Annotated in this window: 18 protein-coding genes; 9 read left to right on the top strand and 9 right to left on the bottom strand. The window is 40.5% G+C overall.

Going from position 1 to position 24,612, the window contains the following annotated elements:
- Positions 1-11: 11 nt before the first annotated feature.
- From PHC76_RS04685 to PHC76_RS04660, 6 genes are read right to left on the bottom strand one after another with little or no spacing between them, the layout of a single operon-like run.
- Positions 12-692, bottom strand: coding sequence for a response regulator transcription factor (locus PHC76_RS04685; RefSeq protein ID WP_299973965.1), 681 nt, complete (start codon positions 690-692; stop codon positions 12-14).
- Positions 692-2,755 (bottom strand): cation:proton antiporter, encoded by a 2,064-nt coding sequence (locus tag PHC76_RS04680; protein ID WP_299973962.1) that lies wholly within the window; start codon positions 2,753-2,755, stop codon positions 692-694. The genes PHC76_RS04685 and PHC76_RS04680 overlap by 1 nt, the downstream gene beginning before the upstream one ends.
- Before the next feature lie 52 nt (positions 2,756-2,807).
- On the bottom strand, positions 2,808-3,314 hold the full coding sequence (locus tag PHC76_RS04675; protein WP_299973959.1) for a phosphatidylglycerophosphatase A: 507 nt from the start codon (positions 3,312-3,314) through the stop codon (positions 2,808-2,810).
- A 9-nt stretch (positions 3,315-3,323) separates the two neighbouring features.
- Positions 3,324-4,514: a sulfate adenylyltransferase gene (locus tag PHC76_RS04670; protein WP_299973956.1), complete on the bottom strand. Its 1,191-nt coding sequence runs from the start codon at positions 4,512-4,514 to the stop codon at positions 3,324-3,326.
- Positions 4,492-5,379 carry a response regulator gene (locus PHC76_RS04665; protein ID WP_299973953.1) on the bottom strand — a complete coding sequence of 296 codons (888 nt, stop codon included), beginning with the start codon at positions 5,377-5,379 and terminating at the stop codon, positions 4,492-4,494. Before PHC76_RS04665 ends, PHC76_RS04670 begins: the two co-directional genes overlap by 23 nt.
- The gene (locus tag PHC76_RS04660; protein ID WP_299973950.1) at positions 5,376-6,497 is read right to left on the bottom strand and encodes a bifunctional 2-C-methyl-D-erythritol 4-phosphate cytidylyltransferase/2-C-methyl-D-erythritol 2,4-cyclodiphosphate synthase; all 1,122 of its coding nucleotides are present in this window, start codon (positions 6,495-6,497) and stop codon (positions 5,376-5,378) included. The genes PHC76_RS04665 and PHC76_RS04660 overlap by 4 nt, the downstream gene beginning before the upstream one ends.
- A 221-nt stretch (positions 6,498-6,718) precedes the next feature.
- Between PHC76_RS04660 and thiC the strand changes: the two genes are divergently transcribed.
- From thiC to PHC76_RS04645, 3 genes are all read left to right on the top strand, one after another.
- Complete coding sequence (thiC, locus tag PHC76_RS04655; protein WP_299973947.1) at positions 6,719-8,095, top strand: phosphomethylpyrimidine synthase ThiC; 1,377 nt, start codon at positions 6,719-6,721, stop codon at positions 8,093-8,095.
- Between the two features lie 107 nt (positions 8,096-8,202).
- A complete protein-coding gene (locus PHC76_RS04650) occupies positions 8,203-9,375 on the top strand; it encodes an Mrp/NBP35 family ATP-binding protein (protein ID WP_299973944.1) in 1,173 nt (390 codons plus the stop codon).
- Between the two features lie 60 nt (positions 9,376-9,435).
- Positions 9,436-11,238, top strand: a complete 1,803-nt coding sequence (locus PHC76_RS04645) for a GGDEF domain-containing protein (protein ID WP_299973941.1) — start codon at positions 9,436-9,438, stop codon at positions 11,236-11,238.
- On the opposite strand, the gene PHC76_RS04640 is transcribed toward PHC76_RS04645, so the two are convergent.
- The 3 genes from PHC76_RS04640 to PHC76_RS04630 form a co-directional block, all read right to left on the bottom strand.
- The gene (locus PHC76_RS04640; RefSeq protein ID WP_299973938.1) at positions 11,235-13,037 is read right to left on the bottom strand and encodes a GGDEF domain-containing protein; all 1,803 of its coding nucleotides are present in this window, start codon (positions 13,035-13,037) and stop codon (positions 11,235-11,237) included. The genes PHC76_RS04645 and PHC76_RS04640 overlap by 4 nt on opposite strands.
- A 148-nt stretch (positions 13,038-13,185) precedes the next feature.
- Positions 13,186-15,000, bottom strand: coding sequence for a glutamine--fructose-6-phosphate transaminase (isomerizing) (gene glmS / locus PHC76_RS04635; protein WP_299973935.1), 1,815 nt, complete (start codon positions 14,998-15,000; stop codon positions 13,186-13,188).
- A 3-nt stretch (positions 15,001-15,003) separates the two neighbouring features.
- Entirely contained in the window at positions 15,004-17,511 is a 2,508-nt protein-coding gene (locus tag PHC76_RS04630) for an HD domain-containing protein (RefSeq protein ID WP_299973932.1), read from the bottom strand.
- Between the two features lie 78 nt (positions 17,512-17,589).
- On the opposite strand from PHC76_RS04630, the gene mqnE reads away from it, so the two are divergent.
- The 6 genes from mqnE (at position 17,590) to PHC76_RS04600 (ending at position 24,454) form a co-directional block, all read left to right on the top strand.
- Positions 17,590-18,651 carry an aminofutalosine synthase MqnE gene (gene mqnE / locus PHC76_RS04625; protein WP_300209835.1) on the top strand — a complete coding sequence of 354 codons (1,062 nt, stop codon included), beginning with the start codon at positions 17,590-17,592 and terminating at the stop codon, positions 18,649-18,651.
- Between the two features lie 9 nt (positions 18,652-18,660).
- Entirely contained in the window at positions 18,661-19,230 is a 570-nt protein-coding gene (locus PHC76_RS04620; protein ID WP_299975362.1) for an aminodeoxychorismate/anthranilate synthase component II, read from the top strand.
- Positions 19,227-20,408 carry a hypothetical protein gene (locus tag PHC76_RS04615; RefSeq protein WP_299975365.1) on the top strand — a complete coding sequence of 394 codons (1,182 nt, stop codon included), beginning with the start codon at positions 19,227-19,229 and terminating at the stop codon, positions 20,406-20,408. The genes PHC76_RS04620 and PHC76_RS04615 overlap by 4 nt, the downstream gene beginning before the upstream one ends.
- A 94-nt stretch (positions 20,409-20,502) precedes the next feature.
- Positions 20,503-21,819: an ATP citrate lyase citrate-binding domain-containing protein gene (locus tag PHC76_RS04610; protein WP_300209833.1), complete on the top strand. Its 1,317-nt coding sequence runs from the start codon at positions 20,503-20,505 to the stop codon at positions 21,817-21,819.
- A 10-nt stretch (positions 21,820-21,829) separates the two neighbouring features.
- Positions 21,830-23,647 (top strand): citrate/2-methylcitrate synthase, encoded by a 1,818-nt coding sequence (locus tag PHC76_RS04605; protein WP_299975299.1) that lies wholly within the window; start codon positions 21,830-21,832, stop codon positions 23,645-23,647.
- 129 nt (positions 23,648-23,776) lie between these two features.
- The gene (locus PHC76_RS04600) at positions 23,777-24,454 is read left to right on the top strand and encodes a type II/IV secretion system protein (protein WP_299975296.1); all 678 of its coding nucleotides are present in this window, start codon (positions 23,777-23,779) and stop codon (positions 24,452-24,454) included.
- Positions 24,455-24,612 lie beyond the last annotated feature (158 nt).

Below are 24,612 nucleotides of genomic sequence, written 5' to 3'. Positions count from 1 at the left end.
GGGGTATTATATTACCCGACAAAACGATATCCAATCCCTGTTTCGGTGAGAATCCATTTTGGCCGGGCAGGGTCAGTTTCAATCTTTTGACGCAGTTGGTTGATAAAAACACGTAGATAGTGGGTTTCATGCTGATACCCAACACCCCAGACTGCTTTTAGCAACCATGCATGAGTCAATGCTTTCCCCTGATTTTCCATGAAAATATGAAGAAGTTTAAACTCTTTTGGAGTTAATTTGATAGGGTTATCTGCAATACTCACTATATGATTGGAGATATCCATACGCATATCACTCACAATCAGTATGGATAACTTCTCTTGTGGTGGAGGGACACGGCGCAGATTAGCATGGATACGGGCAATCAGTTCATCAGCATTGAAAGGTTTGGTGACATAATCATCCGCTCCTGCATTGAGAGCGGCGATTTTATCTGTTTGATCATGGATAGCGGAAACGACAATGACGGGTGTTTGTTCATCCTCTCTATAACGTTCTAGAAATTGTACTCCGCTCATGTCGGGTAATCCTAAATCGAGCAAAATCAAATGGAAATGCTCATCAGACCCTTTTTTTAATCCCTCTTTGGCTGTTGATACTGTCGTGGTCATAAAGCCTGCAAACGCTAATGTCATCGCTAATAATCGACGTATAGAGGGGTCATCGTCTACGATTAAAATATTCGGATTCATCATTCGCTCCGCAAAGTCACACGGACACAAAAATAGTTATCTTCTAAGGTAATCGATAACGTACCCCCGTGTACTTCAATGATATTTTTTGATAATCTCAACCCGATTCCCGAACCGGGTTTCCCCTCTGAATTATCGAGTCTACCGGGGAGAGTACCTAAAGTTGCAATTGTATCTGGAGGTGGAAGATCACCGTTATTACAGAGGGTAAGGGTTATTTCACTAAATGCCGAAGAAACTTCTAAATTCACTTCATGACCGTATTTAAATGCATTATCGAGTAGATTACCGATAGCAAGTTGAAGCAATGCCGTATCGCCATTCAGAGGTGGAAGATCAGGTGAAATAGAGAGTTTTGCTTGTCGATTCCAGTCATTTTCAGCTATAGCTAACGCTGATGATATAATATCTTCTAGCCTAAGCATTGTCTTGTTTAGGGGTGTTTTTCCTTCGCGAAAACGGGCATTGACTAGCAGATTATCAATCACTTTTTCCATACGGCGTGACCCTTCAACGATAGTTTGTACCATCTCTTCTTTATCTTTGTCTGCAAGGTTAAAGTTTGGATTAGAGAGATTACTGGCAGCACCCCGTATTAGGGTGAGTGGGGTTCGTAGTTCATGCGAGAGAAGATCAATTAAACTTTTTTGCATTGTTTCGACAACCTTATTCTCTTTAAACCCTCTTGTAATCAGATTGAGCATTGGTCCTGTCATAATTGTTGTTGCTAGTGCCATAACTACAAACATGGTAAACAGTTCAGTTGAGAGTATTCCCATCTCATATCCGATATTAAGAACAACTAACTCCATGAGTCCTCGTGTATTCATCAATACTCCAAGGGCGAAAGAATCCCTCCAACTAAATCCCATGTATTTAGAGGCAAGGGCACTTCCGAAGAGTTTGCCGAACACTGCAAGTACGATGATTCCGCCGCAAATCAACCATGCATCTACACTATTGAGCAAACCAATTTCACTGCGCAATCCCGTTAGGGCGAAAAAGAGGGGCAATAATACCAAAAGGCTGACGTATTCTAAACGCGGCGCGATGAGCTCTTTGAGTCTCGATAGTGCCGATGAGGGCATCATTGCCCCCGCCATAAATGCACCGAAAAGTGCATGTACCCCTATCGCTTCGGTGGCAAGAGATGAGAGGAGTAGTAAGACGATGATGAACGACATTCCGTTCATGCTGAGCCGTTCACTCTGAGAGCGTCCGATTCTGGCGAAAAGGGGGCGTATGACGTAAAACATAACAGTGACATACAAGGCGATGAGGAGCAATAACACGAAAGAGGAACTGAGCGAACCCGAAACGGAAATGGCGATAATCAGAGCCAAAATATACCATGCCGTAATATCATCGGCAGCAGCACAGGTGATTGCCATGGAGCCATAACGGGTATCACCAATATTTTTCTCTTTAATAATTCGCGCCAATACTGGAAATGCAGTGATACTCATCGCGATACCGATAAAAAGGGCAAAAGGGATAAACGATATTTTTTTGGGTGCAAAGATAGGATAGAGCCAATACGCTAATGCCACCCCTAAGAAAAAGGGGAAGATGATACTGACATGGCTGATAAACACTGAAGCACTCGATTGTTTTTTGATTTTATCAAAATCGAGTTCCATCCCTACGACAAACATAAAAAAGATCAACCCGAGTTGACTGATGAGGTGAAGATTACCGAGGGATTCTTTAGGAAAGAGGGTGATAAACATATCGGGAAACAACGCACCCATAAGTGAGGGACCGAGGATAATTCCCGCAACAATCTCACCTACAACGGTAGGTTGAGCAACAAAGGAGACCAGATAGCCAAACAGCCGTGTGACAATCATGATAACGATAAACTGAATCAGTAACAAAGGGAGTGGATGGTGGAGTTGCTTAAGAAACGTATCACTGATTGTTGTTGGTAGCGACGAAGCCGCAGGGGCTATGACTTCAGAGAATAGATGGCTCTCTAAAAGCGTTCCGTAATGGAGGATTCCAGCGATGGCGATCCCGAAGAAAAGGATTAATGCCATATAAATTAAAAGTGTCTTTTTCATGGCAGAAGTGTAGCGCAGATCGTGTCAGGAAAATATCAATATTAATGAAGGTCTAATTGATAAATCCACTTTTGAGAATAACTTGCCACACGATGGCAGTGGTGATTCCTGCAGCAAATCCTGCGAGGATATCATCTCCCATAACACCCAATCCCCCTTTTGTTTCACGGTCGATTCGTCCGATGATAGAGGGTTTTTTAATATCGTAAAGGCGAAAAAAGATAAAGCTCAAAATGATTTGAACAGCTAATCCATTACTCCATACACTGAGGTCATTACAATGGAACATAATCCCCGGTGCAATAGCCAACGCAATCCACATCCCTACCAACTCATCGATAACAATGCGTGAATCATCATGTTCATCCGAAGAGGCTTCATGTTTATCGATACCCTTAATAGCTATGAGTGTAATGAGGATAGAGAGCATAAAGAGGGTTTGCGATCCAAAAAACATTAAAAGAACTACGCCGATAGGAAGAGCGACGAGTGTCCCAACCGTTCCGGGTGCTTTAGGGGCGTGACCACTGTAAAAGAGGGTGAGAAAAAACCAATTCATTTATATCCCTTATGTTAGTGACGTCGTCTGATAGAGCTTCATCAGTTCGATGTAAAAATCTCTTTCACTGTGCTCTTCGAGCAATCCGTTGACCGGCATAATGTCGTAATAGAGTTTCGCTAGATTTTTAAATCGGTTTGGATATAGTGATGCAACAATCATTGAGGATACCTCTTTGCGTACCAGAACGGCAGGGGGGAGAAGCCCTTGCTTCATTAGCTCTAAAATAGACTCTGAGTTATAAGAGATATGGTGATGGTGACCATGGGGGCAGGTTTGTACGCTGACCAAAGTATTACAAAGGTTACAATAAACGTATTCACTGGCAATAGATACTTCGATATTGAGTCCAACAAGGCGGTCTACTACTGATTTATTGGCATTATGATCATAGTACATTCCGATTCCGGCATGATTTTGCCCGATCATCAGGCGATTACATCCATAGTTCATAGCTACAATAGCATCGAGGATTACTTCGTTATTTCCCGCAAAAATATAACTACTCTCCAATGGAACCACGATAACTCTCCCTTGGGGGAGGTAGTTTTGAATAAAAAATTCTAATACTTCGTGGCGAAGTTCATAGCGTAAATCACTGCTGTTGTAGGGTTTAAGGAGAAAAATAACAATCAAATCACTTTTTTCCAAGCTTTGGCGGATGAGACGTTCATGGGCACGATGAAGTGGATTAGCCGCCATAAACATCGCGGTAGTATGTTGAGCACCTATTCGCTCTTTAGCCTCTTGAATGGTAGATTGAATCTCTTGAATAGGGGTTATAGAGATAGAATATTCACCGCAAACGGCATATTTACCGAGTCGTTTATAAGTAGCATTGACACCGGGGTGAGAGAGATCTTCGGTTCCGTAAATTTGGCGAAGACGCTCTTGCGGATTGATAGGAAATATTTCATCGATGCAAATCTCTCCTACAATGGTATTGTCACAAACAAGGTCAAGGCAATCTCCTTTTTTTGCAGCGACTAAGACTGTTTCATTTATCTTACCGCTTGGTGATAGGATTAAAGGAAAAGGGAAGGTAGACCCTTTATAAAGACCTGTGGTTAAAACATCATTACACTCTTGCTCATTCATGAGTTGTGTAATAGGAGAGAGCATACCTGCTTTAAGTAGCATCAACGCACTAAGAGCTTCTTGGTCAATATAAAGTGATTTATTTTTTCTTGACGATGCCATATTTCTTTCTCTTTTCCCATAAGCTTTTTCGTGAAATACCTAATTTTTTAGAGAGCTCCGTATCTGGAAAGCGATTTTGGAAATTGGTCATAATGTATTTAACGTACTCTTCGATGGGTAAAATATCGCTTTGATCAAAAAGGTGATTTTCACTTTCGATTTCTATGACGCGAAACGGAAAATTTTCTACACTATCGGTGCCTGAAATAATGCAAGATCGCTTTTCTATCAATTCTAAAAAGTGTTTGATATCGCTTTTTTTGAGATTCTGAAAATCGGTAATATAGAGGATATCATTGCTTGAAAATGCAGCGATATCTTGGAGTGCTTTGGGTGAATTAAAAGATATAAAATGGAGTGCTTTGTTCGTGTGTTGAGCATATCTAAACGCAAAAGAATCGGCATATTTTTGGTAAGCACTGCAAATCATTAAAGGTAATTCAGTTTTGTCAAAATCCTCATCGATTTTGACACCGCTAAAGGTATAGTTGAGGTAGCGCTCATACGTTTGGTTTTGACGGCGAAGCTTTTCATGATTCTGGAAATGTTGAATTTTTCGAATCAGCTCTTCTATCATAAATGGTTTCAAAATATAATCTTTTGCCCCTGCTGCAAGTGGTTTAGAAACAGTATCATTACTGACATACGATACCATTAAAATAACAACTGCATCTTTATACGCATCGATTACGGGATAAATATCTTGTCCGTTGATGTTGGTAGAGAGGAGTACTACATCGTAGTGAATCCCTTTTAGTGCCTCTTTGGTTGAACTGCTGATATCACAGTTATGGTTTAGATCACTTAGTTTGGAAGCGATACTTTGAGCGAGATAGATCTCGTTTTCGATAATTAAGACATTCATCCGTTTTTCCAATCAAAATAGTGTAATGAAGCGGTAGCAAGTACGCCAACTCCCTCTTTGCGCCCTATAAAGCCAAGATGCTCTGTTGTCGTTGCTTTGATGTTCACTCGGGAGAGAGGTATCTGTAACAGCTGACAAAGTATACGGCGCATTGCATCTTTATAAGAGGCAACTTTTGGAGTTTGTGCGATGATAGTGATATCGGCATGGAGGATAACAAACCCGAATTGGTGTAATTTTAAAACACATTGGCGTAATAACTCTTTGGAATCGGCATTTTTATAGGTACTATCGGTATCGGGAAATAACATTCCGATATCTCCCATACATGCCGCACCGAGCAATGCATCGATAAGGGCATGGATAGCAACATCACCATCACTATGTGCTAAAAATCCAAACGGGCTCTCTATTTCTACTCCACCGAGTACCATCGGTTTTCCTTCTTCAAATCCGTGAACGTCGAAACCGTTACCGGTAAAGATTGCATTCGATGGTGCTTTAAGACATGTCAAGGAGGAAAGGTCATGGGTGTGGGTGATTTTATGCCCTGATTCATCACCGTCAATAAAATAACGTGTTCCTCCGTGTGCCACAATAGCACTGCTCTCATCGGTATAGTGCAGAGTGGTTTGCAGTGCAGCTTTAAGAACCGATGTTTTAGAAAGCTGCGGAGTTTGAATCCGTTTGACTTGATCTCGATCAATCGTCGTATTAACATAGACAATCGTATCACTAAGTGGAAGTGAAGGGACGATGCAATCTGCTATATCTTTAGAGGCAATGAGTCGTTCGATAAGCTCATTAGGTATACAGGATCGCGCAATATCGGTTACTAAAACATAAGGGGAATTGACGTATTCCATCGCATTCGTGAGAGATTCTTGGCGTGTTTCACCACCTGCAACAATAGCGTAGTCACACATAGAACTCATAAAGGAGATCTCATCAGGATGGGCAACAATTATCACTTTTGAAAAGTTTTTCATTGCTGTGATACGGTTAGTAACATATAACCACAAAGGATCATGATCTATTCGTAACCACTGTTTTTTTACTGCCGTTTGAAAACGGGTAGAGTTACCTGCTGCGAGTAGAATAAGTGTCAAATCAGACAAAATATATCCTATTTATGTAAACTGTTACGAAAGTATACACATAAAAAGCTTTTTTTTATCTTGTTTGTGATAAATTCTAACTCTATAAGAGACAAAAATTCTAAGATCGTATTCCTAAATATTCTTGAAATTTTCAATCTACATTAAAAGAGCGTCTACCCTTTTAGGGGCTCTTATTTATAAGTCCAATAATGCTTTTGGAAAATGACAAGGAGTTAAGTGTGAGAACCGATTGGGTAAACAAACGGAATAATGATGCGGTTCGTACTCAAATGTATTATGCTAAGCAGGGCATTATTACCGAAGAGATGAAATATGTTGCACAAATCGAAGATTTAGATGAAGAGTTGGTTCGATCAGAAATTGCACGCGGACGTTTGATCATCCCTGCTAATGTCAATCATGTGAATTTAGAGCCGATGGCGATTGGGATTGCAGCGCGCTGTAAAATCAATGCCAATATCGGCTCATCCGCGATTGCTTCTGATGTTCAAGGGGAGATTGAAAAAATTCAAGTCTCTCAGCACTACAAAGCTGATACGGCAATGGACCTCTCCACGGGGGGAGATTTGGATGAGATCCGTCGAGCGGTAATTGCAAACTCGAAAATCCCTATTGGAACTGTACCGATTTATCAGATTTTACATGATGTAAATAACAAAATTGAAGATTTGAGTATCGAAAAGATGCTTGAAGTGTTAGAGCGCCAAGCACAGCAAGGGGTGAGTTATTTTACGATTCATGCTGGGTTTTTGTTAGAAACGATGCCGAAAGTGGCGAAACGTAAGATGGGAATCGTTAGTCGTGGTGGATCATTGATGGCGGCATGGATGATGCACTACCATCGTGAGAACCCGTTTTACACTGCGTATGATGAGATTCTCGATATCTGTGCCCGTTATGACGTTTCACTCTCATTGGGTGATTCTCTCCGTCCGGGATGTTTGGCAGATGCTTCGGATGAAGCACAGCTCGGAGAACTCAAAGTATTGGGTGAATTGACACTCCGGGCATGGGAGAAAAACGTACAGGTGATGATCGAGGGGCCTGGGCATGTTCCTCTCAATCAGATTGAACGGAATATGAAAATTCAGCGAGAGTACTGTCACGAGGCACCGTTTTATATCCTCGGGCCTTTGGTTACCGACATCGCGGCGGGGTATGATCATATCAGCTCTGCTATCGGTGCCGCGGTTGGCGGATGGCACGGAGCATCGATGCTCTGCTATGTGACGCCAAAAGAGCATTTAGGATTGCCGAACGCCGAGGATGTCCGTGCAGGGATTATTGCGTACAAAATCGCGGCACATGCCGCAGACATTGCCCGTGGTCGCAAAGGGGCACGTGATATTGATGATGCGATGAGTGATGCGCGTTATGCGTTTGATTGGAATCGACAGTTTGAACTCGCCCTTGATCCTGAGCGGGCGCGTGAGTATCATGATGAAACATTGCCTCAGGATGTGTTTAAAGAGGCAGAGTTTTGTTCGATGTGCGGACCGAAATTTTGTTCGTACAAAATTACGCAACAGATTATGGACAACCCCGAAGCAATCGCACAGATTGCTGAGGAAGTCAAAGCTAAAAGTGCAAGTTAAAGGTTCGTCATCCTGAACTTCACGTGCCCTTTAGGGTAGATTCAGGATCTTTAGATTGCGGATCGAGTCCGCAATGACCAATGATATAAAATATAAGGAGAAAAATTATGACAGAAGAAATTGTAAAATCAGCATTATCAAAAGTGACCTATCCGGGATTTACTAAAGATATTATTGCGTTTGGATTTGTAAAAGAGATTAAAATTGATGGAAAGAACGTGAGTGTTACCGTTGATATTACCTCCAGTGCCCCTGAAGTTGCTCATCAGATTACTACTGAAGCAACTGATGAGTTAAAACGTGTCGGTGCCAATGAGGTGGTGGTCAATATTACTGCACCTAAAATGCCTCGTGAAAGCTCTTCTAAGGGTAAAAATATTGCCCCTCAAGTGAAAAATTTTATTATGGTAAGTTCAGGAAAAGGGGGGGTCGGTAAATCGACTACTTCGGTTAATCTTGCAGTTGCTTTGGCGATGCAAGGGAAAAAAGTGGGACTTTTGGATGCCGATATCTATGGACCGAATATCCCTCGTATGATGGGGCTGGATGGTCAAAAACCTGAAGTGGTTGGTAATAAAGTTCTCCCATTGAGTGCATACGGTGTCGAAGTGATGTCGATGGGCTCACTCATGGATGAGGGGCAATCGCTTATTTGGCGTGGTGCGATGATTATGAAAGCGATAGAGCAGTTCTTGCGTGATATCCTGTGGTCAGATTTGGATTGTTTGGTTATCGATATGCCTCCGGGTACAGGGGATGCGCAACTCACGTTGGCTCAAAGCGTACCTGTTACTGTAGGTGTAACGGTAACCACTCCTCAAATGGTATCATTGGATGATTCACGCCGTAGCCTCGATATGTTCAAAAAACTTCATATCCCTATCGCGGGTGTGGTCGAAAACATGTCTGGATTTATCGCTCCCGATACAGGGGTAGAATACGATATTTTCGGAAAAGGGACATCCAAAGCGATGGCGGATCAGTTTGATACTTGTATCCTTGCTGAAATCCCTATCGAGCCTGCCATCCGAACGGGGGGAGATGAGGGGAAACCGGTAACCTATTACGCACCGACCTCTGAAACAGCAAAACGCTACATGAAAGCGGCAGAAGATCTTTGGGCAACTATCGAGAAAATCAACGAAGAGGGTGGGGTGGATAACCAAGCGATCCAACCAAACACACCTCCAGGGGTATCGGCATGTTCTACTGCTGCTGCACCGAAACAAGAGGCTCCGGCAAGTAGCGGAAGTTGCGGCACAGGATGTGGTTGTCACTAAGAGATCAACTTTTACTAAAAATTTAGTTATAATCTACCCTTCTAATGAAGGGTGTATTGTATGCAACTAAAAACAAAAATTTTTCTCCTTTTATTTTCCTCTTTAGCAGTTTTTTTTATTTTTATTACTATTAGTGGTGTCATAGTTTTACGAAAAAATTCCCTAAAAAGTACCGAAGTTCAAGCTCATTCCGTTGTAAAAGTTATTGAGGCTGGTTTAACAGCTCATATGATTAATGGAAACATGGAACATCGTGATGAATTTTTGAAACTGGTCACATCTTTGGATGGGATGAAAAATCTATGGGTTGTTCGATCAAGAAAAGTATCCAATCAATATGGAGAAGGGCCGTTTACTGAAGAAGCATACGATGGAATTGATAAATCGGTATTGGAGAGTGGAGAGAGAGTTATTGTTAGTAAAGGGGGTGTCTTTGAAGATTCAACGGTACGTTTTTCCTACCCCTATAAAGCTACTACAACCAAAGAGGTTGATTGTCTTAGTTGTCATGATGTTAAAGTAGGGGACACCCTTGGGGTTATATCTTTAGAGATGAGTACTAATGATCTAAAAACATTGAATCTGTATACGATTCTTATAGGAATAGCTGTTCTTGTTCTATTGTTTGGCGCAATAAGTTATTTTCTCTATAAAAATATAATGATCTATTTTAACCGTTTTGAAGCAATCGGAGAGTGTGTACGTTTGGTTGAAAAGGGTAATTTTTCAGCCCGTGTGCCAGAATCTCTCTCAAAAGATCACGATGCAGCATCCCTTAATCGACTGATAGAAAAAATTCAGCAATCAATAGAATCGATTAAAGTCAATCTTTCACCTTCTATGGCTATCAATAATACCCAAGATTCACTGACGGCATTGGATATGGCAACAAGACAGTACAACAGTATTCAGCATCTGTTGCGTTTACTGAAAAAAGATACAGATAAAACTGAAATGTATTCACATATAGGATCATATTTTAGTAAAGTTTTTTCTATCAACGATATTAATATTATTGAACATGAGGTACTTGCTAACGAGATCGATATTGTTTATGAAAAAAACCAAATTTTATGTGATGCTACCAGTGGATGCCGTGCTGCTAAATCATTAGAAGTTGTTGATTCTTCTCAACCTGATAGAGTATGTCCTAAAATGATCTCTCCTGATGAAAATTATATTTGTTTTCCTTGTTCGATTTCCAGCACGAATACTATGGTCGTTTCAATACTTAATGAGAATAGACAACGTCACCATTTTGTACGTACAAATGAAGATGCCATTAAGCAAACAATGGTAGAGATTAAAGGCCATTTAGCGCAATATCAAATGGGTGATAGGCTGAAGCGATTAGAGCGAATTGATTCATTAACCGGACTGTATAATCAAAGTTATTTAAGTGAACGGATGTTCCAAATACTTAAAGAGTCAAAACGTGCAGTAATCCCTTATGGTATTTTAGTTATTAATGTAGATAAATTGGGTGTGATTAATGAGGTATATGACAAAAAAACAGGAGATGAAACTATTGCTTTGATTGGACATACTTTATTAGATGTACTAAGGGAGAGTGATTTAGTTGTCCGTTCATCAGGTGATGAATTTATTGTATTGCTTTACGATTGTGATCCGATCTATTCGGCGAGTGTGGGAGAGCGAGTACGCTCATTATTGGCAAATAAAAAATTAAAATCCCACCCAAGCGGTATTATTATGACGGTGAGTATCGGTAGTTCTATTTTCCCAGAATATCATAAAGATATCCAAGAATGTGTTGTATATGCTCGTATTGCAATGGCTGAGTCTAAACGTGAGGGTGGAAATCTAGTTACTAAATTTCATCCTCGTTTACTGGAACGTTAAAAACTATCTCCACCAGTAAACATTCTATCTTCAAACTCTATTACACGATTTCGCCCTGTGTTTTTTGCTTCATAAAGTGCTAAATCAGCAAACTTAATGACTTTCCAAATGGAATCTGCTTGGGATGGGAAATGAGAAACCCCTATACTGAGTGTTTTGTTGATAGTCTCGCTACCAAATTGGAATTTCTTTTCAGAAAAAGTAGTACGTATTTTTTCAGCAACCATAAGTGCACCCTCTTGTGTTGTGTTGTGGAGGAGGAGTAAAAACTCTTCTCCGCCATAACGGATAGGGAGATCGATTTTTCGGACTGATGTCTGAAGAATTTCTGCAAGCGATTTGATAACAATATCTCCAGCATCATGACCAAAAGTGTCGTTGATCATTTTGAAAAAGTCAATGTCGATCATTAAAATTGAGTAACTGACATGAATACGAGTCGCTTGGTTGGCACTGTGGTCGATAAACTCTTCTAAAAATCGTCGATTGTAAAGGTGTGTGGCCCCGTCTCGTAAGGATGAATCACGAAGTTTATCCATTAATGTTCGACTCTCTATGACCGCTTTAGCCGCTTCAAAGTAGTTTTTGATACTTGGAATATCAAAATTCAAGGCTTCAATGGTTTGCATATCTTTTGCTGAAAATGATAAGGTGAGAGCTAAATCATCGTTGATATTAAATGGGATACAGGTATATTGTTTATCATTAACTGAGCAGTTTTGGCAAACATGGGGAAAATCGGTAGAGTAAATATCGCTATTAGTTCGATATGCTCGGCACTCTAAGGAATTATTATCCACACCTGGTAGACAAAAACTTTGGTGATCGGTAATGTAGACGAGACGACGTATTTTGGCTGTTTTATCAACTTCATACAGTGCAAAATGGTCAAAATTAAATTTCTCTTTGAGTATATAAATAAATCGTGCATAAATTTCATCCTTGGTATTATCAAGTTCGATGGTTTTTTTAAATTTATAAACATCAGAGAGTTCTCTAATAATGGTTCCGGCAGTATTTAGTGGATCACTGCAGGAGATATTTGATCGAGTCATAAACGTTCCAAGATCATGTTTAATACCTCCAAAGGTATCGTCTATTTTTTCAAAAAGTGTATTCATCTGTTCGGCAACTTCATTTCCACCATCTTTGAGTGTTGTGGTGAAGCGGAAAGAGAAATCACCGGTGCGTGCCCGCTTAATCCCTTGTTGAAGGTTCTCAAATAATTGCATGTACGGCTTAAAGTAATGATGGGTAACCCAAAGGGCGACCACTATGAAAAAGAGATTAATACCAAGTATTTTTGCAATGGTCATTGCTCCGGTTTGGCGAACATTATTAATGTTAAATTCCATACTGATTGCACCTAGGACATCCCCCTCTCGGACATTGTGGCAGCTAAGGCAGTTTGGATTACCGTATGAAGTAGCAATGTAAGGGATAGTGACACGTAAAATCGCACTATTGGCGTCTTCTTTGCTTTGACGTAATGTTATCCCCTCTTTTAAAACTTTTTTATCAATGTTATCTCGTGGTTTTTCATTTTGCAGTCCCTCGCCGTATTGCTTAATAACATTATCGGCGCGAACAACCCAAAGATTCTCTACATCTTTAATATTGGCAATATTTCCTAGAAAAAAATCACGTTTGTCCATAATACCGTTAACCATGTGTGCCGTAAGACCGTCACGGACGATTTCAGCGGTCATTTTAGATTTTTCTATAGCATTGTTATACCCATAATCCCTAAAATTAAGTGCAACATTGGTGATTGTTGCTGCGGTCAGACCTATAAGCATTAGGAAAACTATAAATTGGATTCGTCGATTTGTATTCATGAAGAAGACCTGCTTTAAAATTAAATTATTTTTGTTTTTTAATAATAAGCACTTAGCATAACTAAATAAGGATTAAAAGAATTTTAAAAGAGGAAATAGGTGAAAGGTGTTACTCTACAGTAACACTTTTGGCGAGATTACGAGGCATATCGACATCATTTCCCAGTCGGATAGCAATCTCCATTGAGAGGAGCTGGAGTACCACCATCATTTCAAAAAATTCAAGCATATAATCATCATGATGATGGGTACGGATATGGTCATCTGCTTTATCAAAATCGAGGGGACTGATTGAGCAAATCGTCGAATCGCGTGCGCTGAGCTCTTCCACATTACTTTTGGTTTTATCATACAGTTTATGTTGCGGAAGGAGGGCGATAGTAAAGAGCTCTGGATCGGCTAATGCGATAGGTCCGTGTTTCATCTCACCGCTTGGGTACCCTTCGGCATGGAGATAGCTGATCTCTTTGAGTTTGAGTGCCCCTTCTAGTGCAAGTGGGAAAAATACATCGCGTCCAATAAAGAAAAAGCCGTGTCCATGGAGGTAACGTTTACTTAGACGACGAAGTTGTTCATGAATATTATTATCTACAGCTACAACGGATGGAAGGGTACGAAGTAGTTTTATTTGGCGCGCTATCTCAGTATTATTGAGTGTTTTACGCTCGCCAGCGAGATAGAGGCTGAGCATCCACAATACACTTACTTGAGTAGCGAATGCTTTAGTAGAGGCAACCCCTTTTTCAATCCCTGCACGGGTGAGGATAGAGGCATCGGCGAGACGAACCATAGAGGAGTTATCGACATTACAGATAACGAGGGTTTTGAGTCCCGCTTTTTTCGCCATTTTGAGTGATTCTAAGGTATCTGCCGTTTCACCACTCTGAGAGATGACCACAAAGAGAGTGTCGGGTGATAAAAGGGGTTCACGGTATCGGAACTCACTGGCGATTTCGACAGAGGTTTTGATTTTTGCGTGACGCTCTAGCAGATAAGTAGAGACCATTGCGGCATGATAACTTGTCCCACAGGCACAAAGTTTAATCTCATTGATCCCTTCAAAGAGAGTAGGGTTGAGCTCTTCGAAATAGACACTCTCTTCTCGTAACCGCCCCATCAAGGTGTCACCTAAAACAGTGCTTTGCTCATAAATCTCTTTTTCCATAAAAAAGCGGTATCCCTCTTTTTGAGCGGAGAGTTTGTTTTCACTTAACGGTGTAAATTTGAGTGACAGAAGGGTGTTATGGGTGTCATACAAATAAATAGATTCTTTTGTTGCGTATCCATAATGACCATCTTCGAGGTAGATTACTTCGTGACATTTTCCAATCAATGCCGCATCGGATGAGCCAAAAAGGGTCTCATTCTCACTATTTCGTCCGACAATCATCGGTGAGCCGTGTTTGGCAAAAAAGATAGTATCATCGGCTGAAGCATTGACGAGGAGGATGGCATAAGCCCCTTCGAGCTCATTGAGTGTTTTCTGAAAAGCTTCGAATGGGGTCGTCGAGGTTTTGAGATGGTGTTCAAAAAGGTGGACGATAACTTCGGTATCCGTTTGGCTAAGAAATTGTGTCCCTAGTGAAGTCAGTTTGTGTTTGAGCTCTGCATAATTTTCGATGATACCGTTATGGACAACATACGAATTTTCTCCCAGATGGGGGTGAGCGTTCAGCTCTGTCGGTTTACCGTGAGTTGCCCAACGGGTATGCCCAATCCCAACGGAAAACCCTGTACTCTCGAAATTTTGCGCTTTTTCTTCAAGATTGACTAACTTTCCTACCGCTTTAAACAAAGAGAATTGGTGGTTTTGCAAGACTGCTATTCCTGCTGAATCGTATCCCCGATATTCTAACTCACGTAATCCGTCAACCAAAATTTGTTTGACCGGTTTAGTTCCGATATATCCTACGATTCCACACATATGTTACGCTCCTGTTAATATAGCAATAATTTCGTGCGCATTATCGCACATCCTGTTTTGTTTTTCGATTAAGAAGTGGTCTCTGGCTCTATTTTTATCGGTATGGATTTTCGCCGTGGCGATATTGATATTGGCTTCGTCGAAAAGTTGGACAAAATAGGCGAGTAATCCCCGTTGATTGGTAGTGTTGAGATTGAGCTGTGCGTAGTTGAGAGAGTGGTCACAATCGAGGGTGATTTCGCTGGGTTTGATGATCGGTTTTGGGAGATCGAGTTTTTTAGACATATCAAATGCCTCTTCAACGATAAGTTCGATTTGCTCCATTGTCCCCTCACGTGGTCGTTGTAAAAACTCGATTTTAAAATATTTGATATCATCAAAAAGGGTAAAAATATCCATCGACGCGACATCAAGGTAGCTGAGTTTTCCGAGCAAATAGCCGAGATTGAGGGGGATTCGGCGGAAAATATGGATGATAAGCCCCCCATCGATATTGAGCTGATAGGTAAATGTTTGGCATTCAAATGCCTCTTTTGAGAGCTCGATAATCTCATCAGGGGTATGTTTAAAAAAGAAAAGGTTTGATTCGACTGAGAGAATCTTTTTTTGTTCCGCTTTATTGAGCTGCGTAAAATTAAAATCATTTACCAACCGTTTCTCTTTGTTTTGCCGTTTAATGGCATCGGTTAAACGATCATTCTGAGAGGCGATTTCGAGGGATGCTTCGTAGAGTTCATGGAGAAGATTGGCTCCAAAACTGGTATAGGTACCCGCACCGACACCGTTGATATCGGCGTAGGTTAAAATATAGAGGAGTTTCAGATTTTCAGGTGTTTTGATTTTGGACATGAACTGGTACAGCGTTTTTTCACTGTAGAGATTTTCACGATAGGCGACGTTGCTCATAGTAACGTGATGACGAACTAAAAGAGCGGCGCGCTCATGGGTCGGTTGAGGTAGTTTAATACTTTTTATAAAAGGGACAATCAGTTTCGCCCCCACTTCACTATGATCTTGTTTTCGACCTTTGCCGGTATCGTGGAGTAAAATAACCGCTTTAAGAAGCACTTTATCACTCAGAGGGAGTGGTGTATAGAGCATCTCAACATTGGGGTCTTTGATATTCTCTAACGCCTCAATACATTTGATGGAGTGCAAATCGACAGGGTAGTGGTGGTATCCGTCAAACTGTGGAAGGTGGAGTACTTTTTTGAACGCACCGATGAGGTGGTGCAAAATCCCCGCATCATAAAAGAGTTTGAGAATCACATAGAGATGGTTACGTTCAAACAGTTTACGGATTAGTGCATGGGTTTTGACTTTGAGAGGGTGTTTGATAGTAACATAGGTGAAATGGAATAAAACACTTGCATCAAACTTCCACTCACGATCTTCGAGACTAACGAGTAGTTCTAGGAGGGTGTCTATCGATGGGGTTGGGAGATGAAACGAGCTATACAGGGTTCCGTCGATTCCGTAAAACCCTTTACTCAAACGACTTGAGCGGATTGTTGAGGTTTGTGAACTATCATTGAGATAATGTCGCGCCATTTTTTTGACGTAAATTTGGGTGAAATTATTAATACGCCATTGCGCTTCTAGAAGCTTGGTAACGAGTCGTCTCTCATCACTAAATCCGAGCATCCTCGCGATAGTCGGCATAAAATCGAGGGCAAGCTGATCTTGCTGTTTGTTGGCGAGCAGATGCAGTGCACTGCGTACCCGAAATAGCAGTTCTAGCGCGATTCGGTATTCTCGATACTGCTCTTCACTAAAAAGTCTCCCTGTCAGTTCTCGCAGCGTATTAACCCCATACACAGTTTTAGCTATCCAATAAAGGAGCTGAGAATCTCGTAAGCCTCCTACACCCTCTTTGATATTGGGTTGCATTGAAAAAGGGTATTTTGTACGACGGCTTTGCGCCTCTTCGATTTTTGCTAACACAAACGCTTTGGGATTATCATGGCGGATGAGGGTGAGTCGATTTTGGGTCGCATTCCATGTAAAGGGGGAGCCGATGATGAGACGTGATTCCATCATCGCAGTTTTAATCGTAATATCTTCACGTGAAGAGTTAAACAAATCGCTCACTTCATGGACGCGATGACCGAGTTTTAGCCCTGCATCCCATGCGAGATAGAGAAACTTTTCGATAATAGCGGCAGTGTTATACCCCTCGTTTTTTTCATAGACGATCATCAAATCGATGTCACTGTGAACGCAGAGCTGTTCGCGTCCGTAACTACCTAAGGCTATGAGGGCGATAGGAATATTCCCCCGCATCGGAAGATAGTTACCAAAAAGGCGTCTTAGGATTGTTTTATACATCAATCCAATAATCGAATCGAGAGTTTTGGTGTGAATGACGAGAAAATCTTTTCCTTGATTACGTTCAAAAAGTTCAGGAAGTGAATTTTTATAATCGCTGATATGCGCTTTAAAGAGTTTGGAAATCTCAAAATCACTTGCTTTACGCTCGATGAGGTCTTCTATTTGTTCTGTGATACTCATAGGAACTACTTTTTAAAGATATTGTATCGTTTTTCTTTTGCTATAATGCGCGTCAAAATATAGAATTAAAGATTTTTCATGAATATTATCGAAAAAGTAAAACAAAATATCCGTTTATCCTTTGATGAAGCGGTCTCTTTATACGATTTAGATCTCTTTACACTTGGTGAATTAGCTGATGAAAAGCGGCAATCATTGCACGGTAAACGCACCTATTTTAATATCAATCGCCATATCAACCCGACCAATATCTGTAAAGACGTCTGTAAATTCTGCGCCTACAGTGCGAGTCGTAAAAATCCGAACCCTTATGCGATGAGCCATGAAGAGATTTTAGCGATTACCGATGACATCGTTTCACGCGGGATTCGTGAAGTCCATATCGTCTCCGCCCACAATCCTGATACGGGATTAGAATGGTATTTGGAAGTATTTAGCAAAATTAAATCACGTCATCCAGAACTCCACATCAAAGCCCTCACAGCGGCAGAAGTCCACTTTTTAGCCGAAGAGTATGGTAAAAGCTACGATGAGATACTCGATTTGATGATAAGCAATGGGGTTGATTCGATGCCAGGCGGGGGTGCGGAGATTTTCGATGAAAAAGTACGCGATTACATCTGTAAAGGCAAAGTTACTTCCGCACAATGGCTCGAGATTCATCGTAAATGGCACGAACGTGGGATGAAATCAAATGTCACGATGCTATTCGGTCATGTTGAAGAACGTTCTCACCGAATCGATCATATGTTCCGAATCCGCGATTTACAAGACGTTAGTGGGGGATTTAACTGTTTTATACCTCTCGTATATCAAAGTGAAAACAACTATTTGAATGTAAAAGAGTACATCACGGCACATGAGATTCTAAAAACCATGGCGATTAGTCGCATCGTTTTGGATAATGTTCCGAACCTTAAAGCCTATTGGGTTACGTCAACCGTAAACTTGGCATTGGTGGCACAAGAGTTCGGGGCGAATGATTTGGATGGTACAATTGAGCGCGAGTCGATTAACTCTGCAGCAGGTGCCGCAAGTGCACACGGTGTCAAACTCGATGAATATGTCGCTTTGATTAAAAACAGTGGATTTATCCCCGTTGAGCGCGATAGCTTGTATAATGTTATTAAAGAGTGGTAGGAGAAAAATATGATAGTAATGATTGATAATTATGACAGTTTTACCTATAACATTGTCCAGTATTGTCTCGAATTAGGTGCTGATTTGAAAATTATTCGTAATGATGAGATGAGTGTAGAAGAAATCGAAGCACTGCACCCTGAAAAACTCATCATCTCTCCTGGTCCTGCAACACCCGATGATGCGGGAGTAACCCTCGAAGCGATCCGATATTTTGCCGATAAAATCCCTATTTTAGGTATTTGTTTAGGGCACCAAAGCATTGCACAGGTATTTGGTGGCGAAGTAGTACGGGCAAATCGGATGATGCACGGTAAAACATCGAGAATGATCCGCGAAGGGGAGAGCCCGATTTTCAACAAACTGCCGGAGATGTTCACCGCTACCCGTTATCACTCACTGATTGTACAGCAAGAGAATCTTCCTGAGGTGATTATTCCCACGGCGTACAGTGAAGATGACCATGAGATAATGGCATTGGAAATCAAAGATAAACCTATCTATGGGGTTCAGTTCCACCCAGAATCGATTATGAGCGAGTACGGTCACGAAATATTGGATAATTTTCTCAAATTATGAGTGAACGAAAGATTTTTGCAACACTGCTAGGGGTTAACCTCCTTATCTTGTTGGCACAAATCCAAGGACTTTCAATCAGTTATTCTGAGGCAAAAATAGTATATGGCGATTTTTCTCTTATCAAGAGTTTAGTTACTTTTTTCCTAAATTCATTCGGGTATAACGATTACGCTTTACGATTACCGATGATTTTCATCCATCTCTATTCCGCAATCCTTTTGTATCTTATTTCAGGTTATTATGTTTCACGAAAGTACGATCGAGCATGGATTATGGCGATATACCTCCTTTTACCGGGGGTAACAAGCGCTGCTCTTTTGGTAAACGTAGCAGGATTGAAAATAGCCATTATATTTACCTTCGTCTATCTCTATTTGAGATACGCAAATTGGTCATTAATCGTTTTGCCATTTTTTTTATTTCTTGATTCTACCTCTATATATTTTTTCCTCTCTTTAGTTTTATACGCATTTATACGGAAAAACTATCTTTTAATACTATTCTCTTCACTATTATTTATTGCGTCAATCATCTATTTTGACCCTGCTATCGGAGGTGTTCCAAAAGGTCACTTTTTAGATGCGCTTGGGATATATGCGGCAATTTTTTCACCGTTGGTTTTTATTTATCTTTTTTATGTACTCTATCGTCGTTTTATTGCCAACGAACGTGACCTTTTATGGGTGATTGCATCCAGTATGTTCATTGTTTCTCTTTTATTGTCGTTTCGTCAAAAAGTGAATATACAAGATTTTGCACCTTATGTGATGGTAGCGTTACCGCTTGCCGCACAAACATTTTTACATACGTATCGTATACGCTTATCGATGTTTCGTCGTCGTTATCGACTACTGTTTTATACTGCCTTTACCCTTCTTGTTCTAAATGCTTTAGCAGTGTTGCTTAATCATTGGTTTTATCAATGGATCAAAAAACCGCAAGACCATTTTTCTTATACGATGCATGTTGCTAAAGATTTAGCAAAAGCTCTTAAAGAAGAGAATATTGCCTGTGTAACTACGAATGAAAAAATGCAATTACGTCTCCGCTTTTATGGAATTGGTGAGTGTCGTTCAACACTTTTGAGTAATAATAAAGAATATGGAAGCAATAAAGTTACAATTAGTTACACTAATATTCCCATATATACTATATATGTTACAAAAGTAAACAAATAAACCTTTTCAACTCTTTAAAATAGTAGTGATTGAGTATTTCTATACTCCATATTGGTTATAATTATTCTCAAATAGATTTTTCGAAGGAGTTGCAATGGCTCAAAGAGCAATTCGTGAATACGATGGTAAAGCAATTTTCTCAAAACATTGGGAAAAATACTTCAGCGGTTTCCATTACGGTTTTAAATCGGTATTGGTAACTAATGGTGATGAACTTCGTGCAAAAGCACAAGAGCATGGTTTTGAATGGCTAAAACAAGAAGCGTTGGTTGCAAAACCGGATATGCTTTTCGGTAAACGCGGTAAAAATGACTTAGTTTTATTCCGTACTAATAAACCGGGAGATGTCACACTTGAAGAAGCTGCAACGTGGATCGATGCAAAAATCGCTAATGAGACTACGCTCCTTTCTGGTCAAAAAGGGATTTTGACCCATTTTATTGTTGAGCCGTTTACTCCACACTCGCAAGATCAAGAGTACTATATTTCAGCGACTACGGTTGGTGAAGATGATGTTCTTTATCTATCGGCTGAGGGTGGTATGGAAGTTGAAGAAGGATGGGAAGAGAAAGTTAATGAAGTAGTAATCCCTATTACTATGAATGATACTAATATTGCTCATTTGATTCGTGCAAATGTTCCTGCCGGAATTCCAGCAGAGAATAAAGAGCGCTTTATCGCTTTTGCTGAACAATTTTATAAATTTTATCGTGATCAAAACTTTGCTTATTTAGAAATCAACCCAATCGTTATGGTGGGTAGCGATATGCATATTCTTGACCTTGTTGCACGTCTTGATGACACGGCAGGATTTATGATGGGAGATGCTTGGTGTGGTGCGGAGTTCCCAACAGCGTTTGGTATGGAAGATCAATCTCCTGAAGAGAAAGCGATTGCAGAAGCAGACTCAAAATCGGGTGCTTCATTGAAACTCACTATTCTCAATCCAATGGGACGCATTTGGACGATGGTAGCCGGTGGTGGTGCTTCGGTTGTATACGCTGACACTATTGCGGATTTGTCTGGAAATGTATCAGACCTTGCGAACTACGGTGAATACTCAGGTGGACCGACAACAGGTGAAACCAAATTCTATGCGGATACCGTTTTGGATTTGATGACACGTAACAAAGATTCAAAAGGCCGCGATAAAATCCTTATCATTGGTGGGGCTATTGCGAACTTTACCGATGTTGCGAAAACCTTTACAGGTATTATCCAATCGTTTGAGAGTTATGCTGATCGTATGAAAGCGGTTGGAACACGTATTTATGTACGTCGTGGCGGACCGAACTACGAAAAAGGTCTCAAAGATATCAAAGAAGCGGCAGACCGTTTGGGTCTCTATATCGAAGTTTATGGGCCAGAAACACACGTTACGGATATCGTACGTATGGCTTTAGAGAAGTAAGGGGAAAAATATGGGTGCTTTATTTACCAAAGATACACAAGCGATTTTCTGGAATAACAACGCGAGTGCGATTCAACGTATGTTGGATTATGATTATGTTATTAATCGCACAAAACCCTCTGTTGCAGCGATTGTAGCTCCAACATCTGGGAATAAATTCGAGAAATTTTTCTACGGTCCTGATGAAATCATGGTTCCGGTTTTTCGTAACACTACCGAAGCGGCTGCTGCATTTCCTAATGCTGATGTTCTTTTAAACTTCGGCTCATTCCGTACAGCGTATGACGTTACGATGGAAGCGATCACTCTTAAAGGGCAATTCAAAACCGTCATGGTAACCGCTGAGGGGATTCCTGAGCGTTTAGCGCGTAAAATGAATCAAGCGGCTCGTGATGCGGGTGTTGTTGTTATCGGGCCGGCTACTGTTGGTGGAATCGCTCCGGGTGGATTCAAAATCGCTAACGTCGGTGGAACTATCGAAAATATCATTAACTCTAAACTTCACCGTGCAGGTTCATGTGGATTGGTAACGCGTTCAGGCGGTCTTTTCAATGAACTTTCCAACATCATCTCTATCAATGCTGATGGTATTGCTGAGGGTGTGGCAATCGGTGGAGACCGTTTCGTAGGATCAGTATTTATTGATAACCTTCTTCGTATGGAGAGCAACCCTGAAGTTAAATACATGGTTCTTCTCGGTGAAGTCGGTGGTACTGAAGAGTACAAAGTAATCGAAGCGGTCAAAAACGGTCAAATCAAAAAACCAATCATCGCATGGTGTATCGGGACGATTGCTAAACATTTTAGTTCAGGGGTACAATTTGGTCATGCAGGTGCTTCGGCAAATGCTGATGCTGAAACGGCAGCCGCTAAAAATGCTGCTATGGCAGCAGCAGGTATCTATGTACCTGCAAGTTTTAACGATCTTCCACACACCATAGCAGATGTTTATGGAAAACTTCGCTCTGAGGGAACAATCGGCGAAATCGTTGAGCCTGAACTTCGTGCTGTCCCAAAAGTACGTCGTAAAAAAGAGTTTATTTGTACGATTTCTGATGATCGTGGTGATGAAGCGACTTATGCCGGTTATCCGATTAGCTCAGTAGCTACTCCGGATACTGGTTTTGGTATCGGCGATGTTATTTCACTTCTCTGGTTCAAAAAACGTTATCCGAAATGGGCAACAGACTATCTTGAGACTGTTATCAAAACCGTTGCCGATCACGGTCCAGCGGTATCAGGTGCACACAATGCAAAAGTGACTGCTCGTGCAGGAAAAGATGTTATCAGCTCATTGGTAACTGGACTTTTAACTATTGGACCACGTTTCGGTGGTGCTATCGATGATGCAGCTCGTTATTTCAAATACGCAAATGACCGTGGAATGTCTCCGGCAGAATTTATCGATTACATGAAAAAAGAGGGTAAAACAATCTCCGGTATCGGTCACCGTATCAAATCGGTTCGTAATCCAGATCTTCGTGTATCAGGTTTGAAAAAATATGCGGCAGAGTTTTTCCCAAGCACGCCGTTGTTGGATTTCGCTCTTGAAGTAGAAAAATTGACAACGTCGAAAAAAGATAACCTTATTTTGAACGTTGATGGAACTATCGGTATCTTGATGGTTGATATGTGGCGTGCCCTTGGATATTCTGAAGAAGAGATTGACGGTTTCATCGATGCTGGTGCATTGAATGCATTCTTCGTAGTGGGTCGCTCAATCGGATTTATTGGTCATATCTTAGATGAAAAACGTCTTGGTATGCCAATGTATCGTCATCCGACGGATGATATTCTTTACAACGTCGAATTGGCAGACGAGATTTAATACTATCTTTTTGTGTATTTTCGTCATTCCCGCGAAGGCGGGAATCCATCCCCTCTTTTTTTCTCCTCTTTTTTTTCCATATTTTGTTATAATCGTTTTTAATGAAATTTGTTTTATAAGGTACTTATAATGAAACGTACAGCTTTTTCTATGCTTGAACTCATATTTGTTATTATTGTTATTGGTCTTTTAGCTGCATTATCTATTCCAAATTTAAATACTAATCCTCTTTCAGACGCAGCTGAACAAGTTGCAAATCATATTCGTTATACACAACATTTAGCTATGGTTGATGATCGTTTTGATTCAACTAATGCTAATTGGCCTTCAGAATTATGGCAAATACGATTCAGATCAGTCAAGGATTACAATAATGCTTCAGAAAAGGAATGGTTTTACGAAATATTTTCAGATAAATCTTTTGATGGTGATTCAACAGAACAAGAAGAAGCAAAAGACCCTTTAACAGGAGAATCCTTAGGAAATGGCACTTTCAATAATACAGTAGATGATCATAAATTAATTAATTTAACACGTAAATTTGGAATTAAGAATATTGTTATTAGTGGAGGAACTAATTCATATGATTCTAGTCAACCTCGGATTGCTTTTGATAATATAGGAAGACCGTACCGAAATGCTTTACCAAATTTAGGTGATGATTGGCATAAATTATTATTAACATCAGATATGAATATTACTTTAACTGGGTCTGATGATCAAACATCTATTATAACTGTCAAAGCAGAAACAGGTTATGTATGCATCTTAGATAATACTACAGGAGAATGTCAAGGTACTAAATAGTGAAAATAACGTCAATTTGAAAACTTTTAGTAAATTCTTTTAAATTCTTTCGAAAAGCTCTTGACATTCATTTCATTTTCCCCTATAATTCCCGTCCACAAACGATGAGACGCTTCGAAAGAAGGGTTAAGTTTGAGTTTGAGATCATTGAAAACTAA

This window comes from Sulfuricurvum sp., assembly GCF_028710345.1.
GTDB lineage: Bacteria > Campylobacterota > Campylobacteria > Campylobacterales > Sulfurimonadaceae > Sulfuricurvum.
The sequence above is the reverse complement of the archived record's forward strand: the minus strand, read 5'-3'. Positions and strand labels throughout refer to the sequence as shown.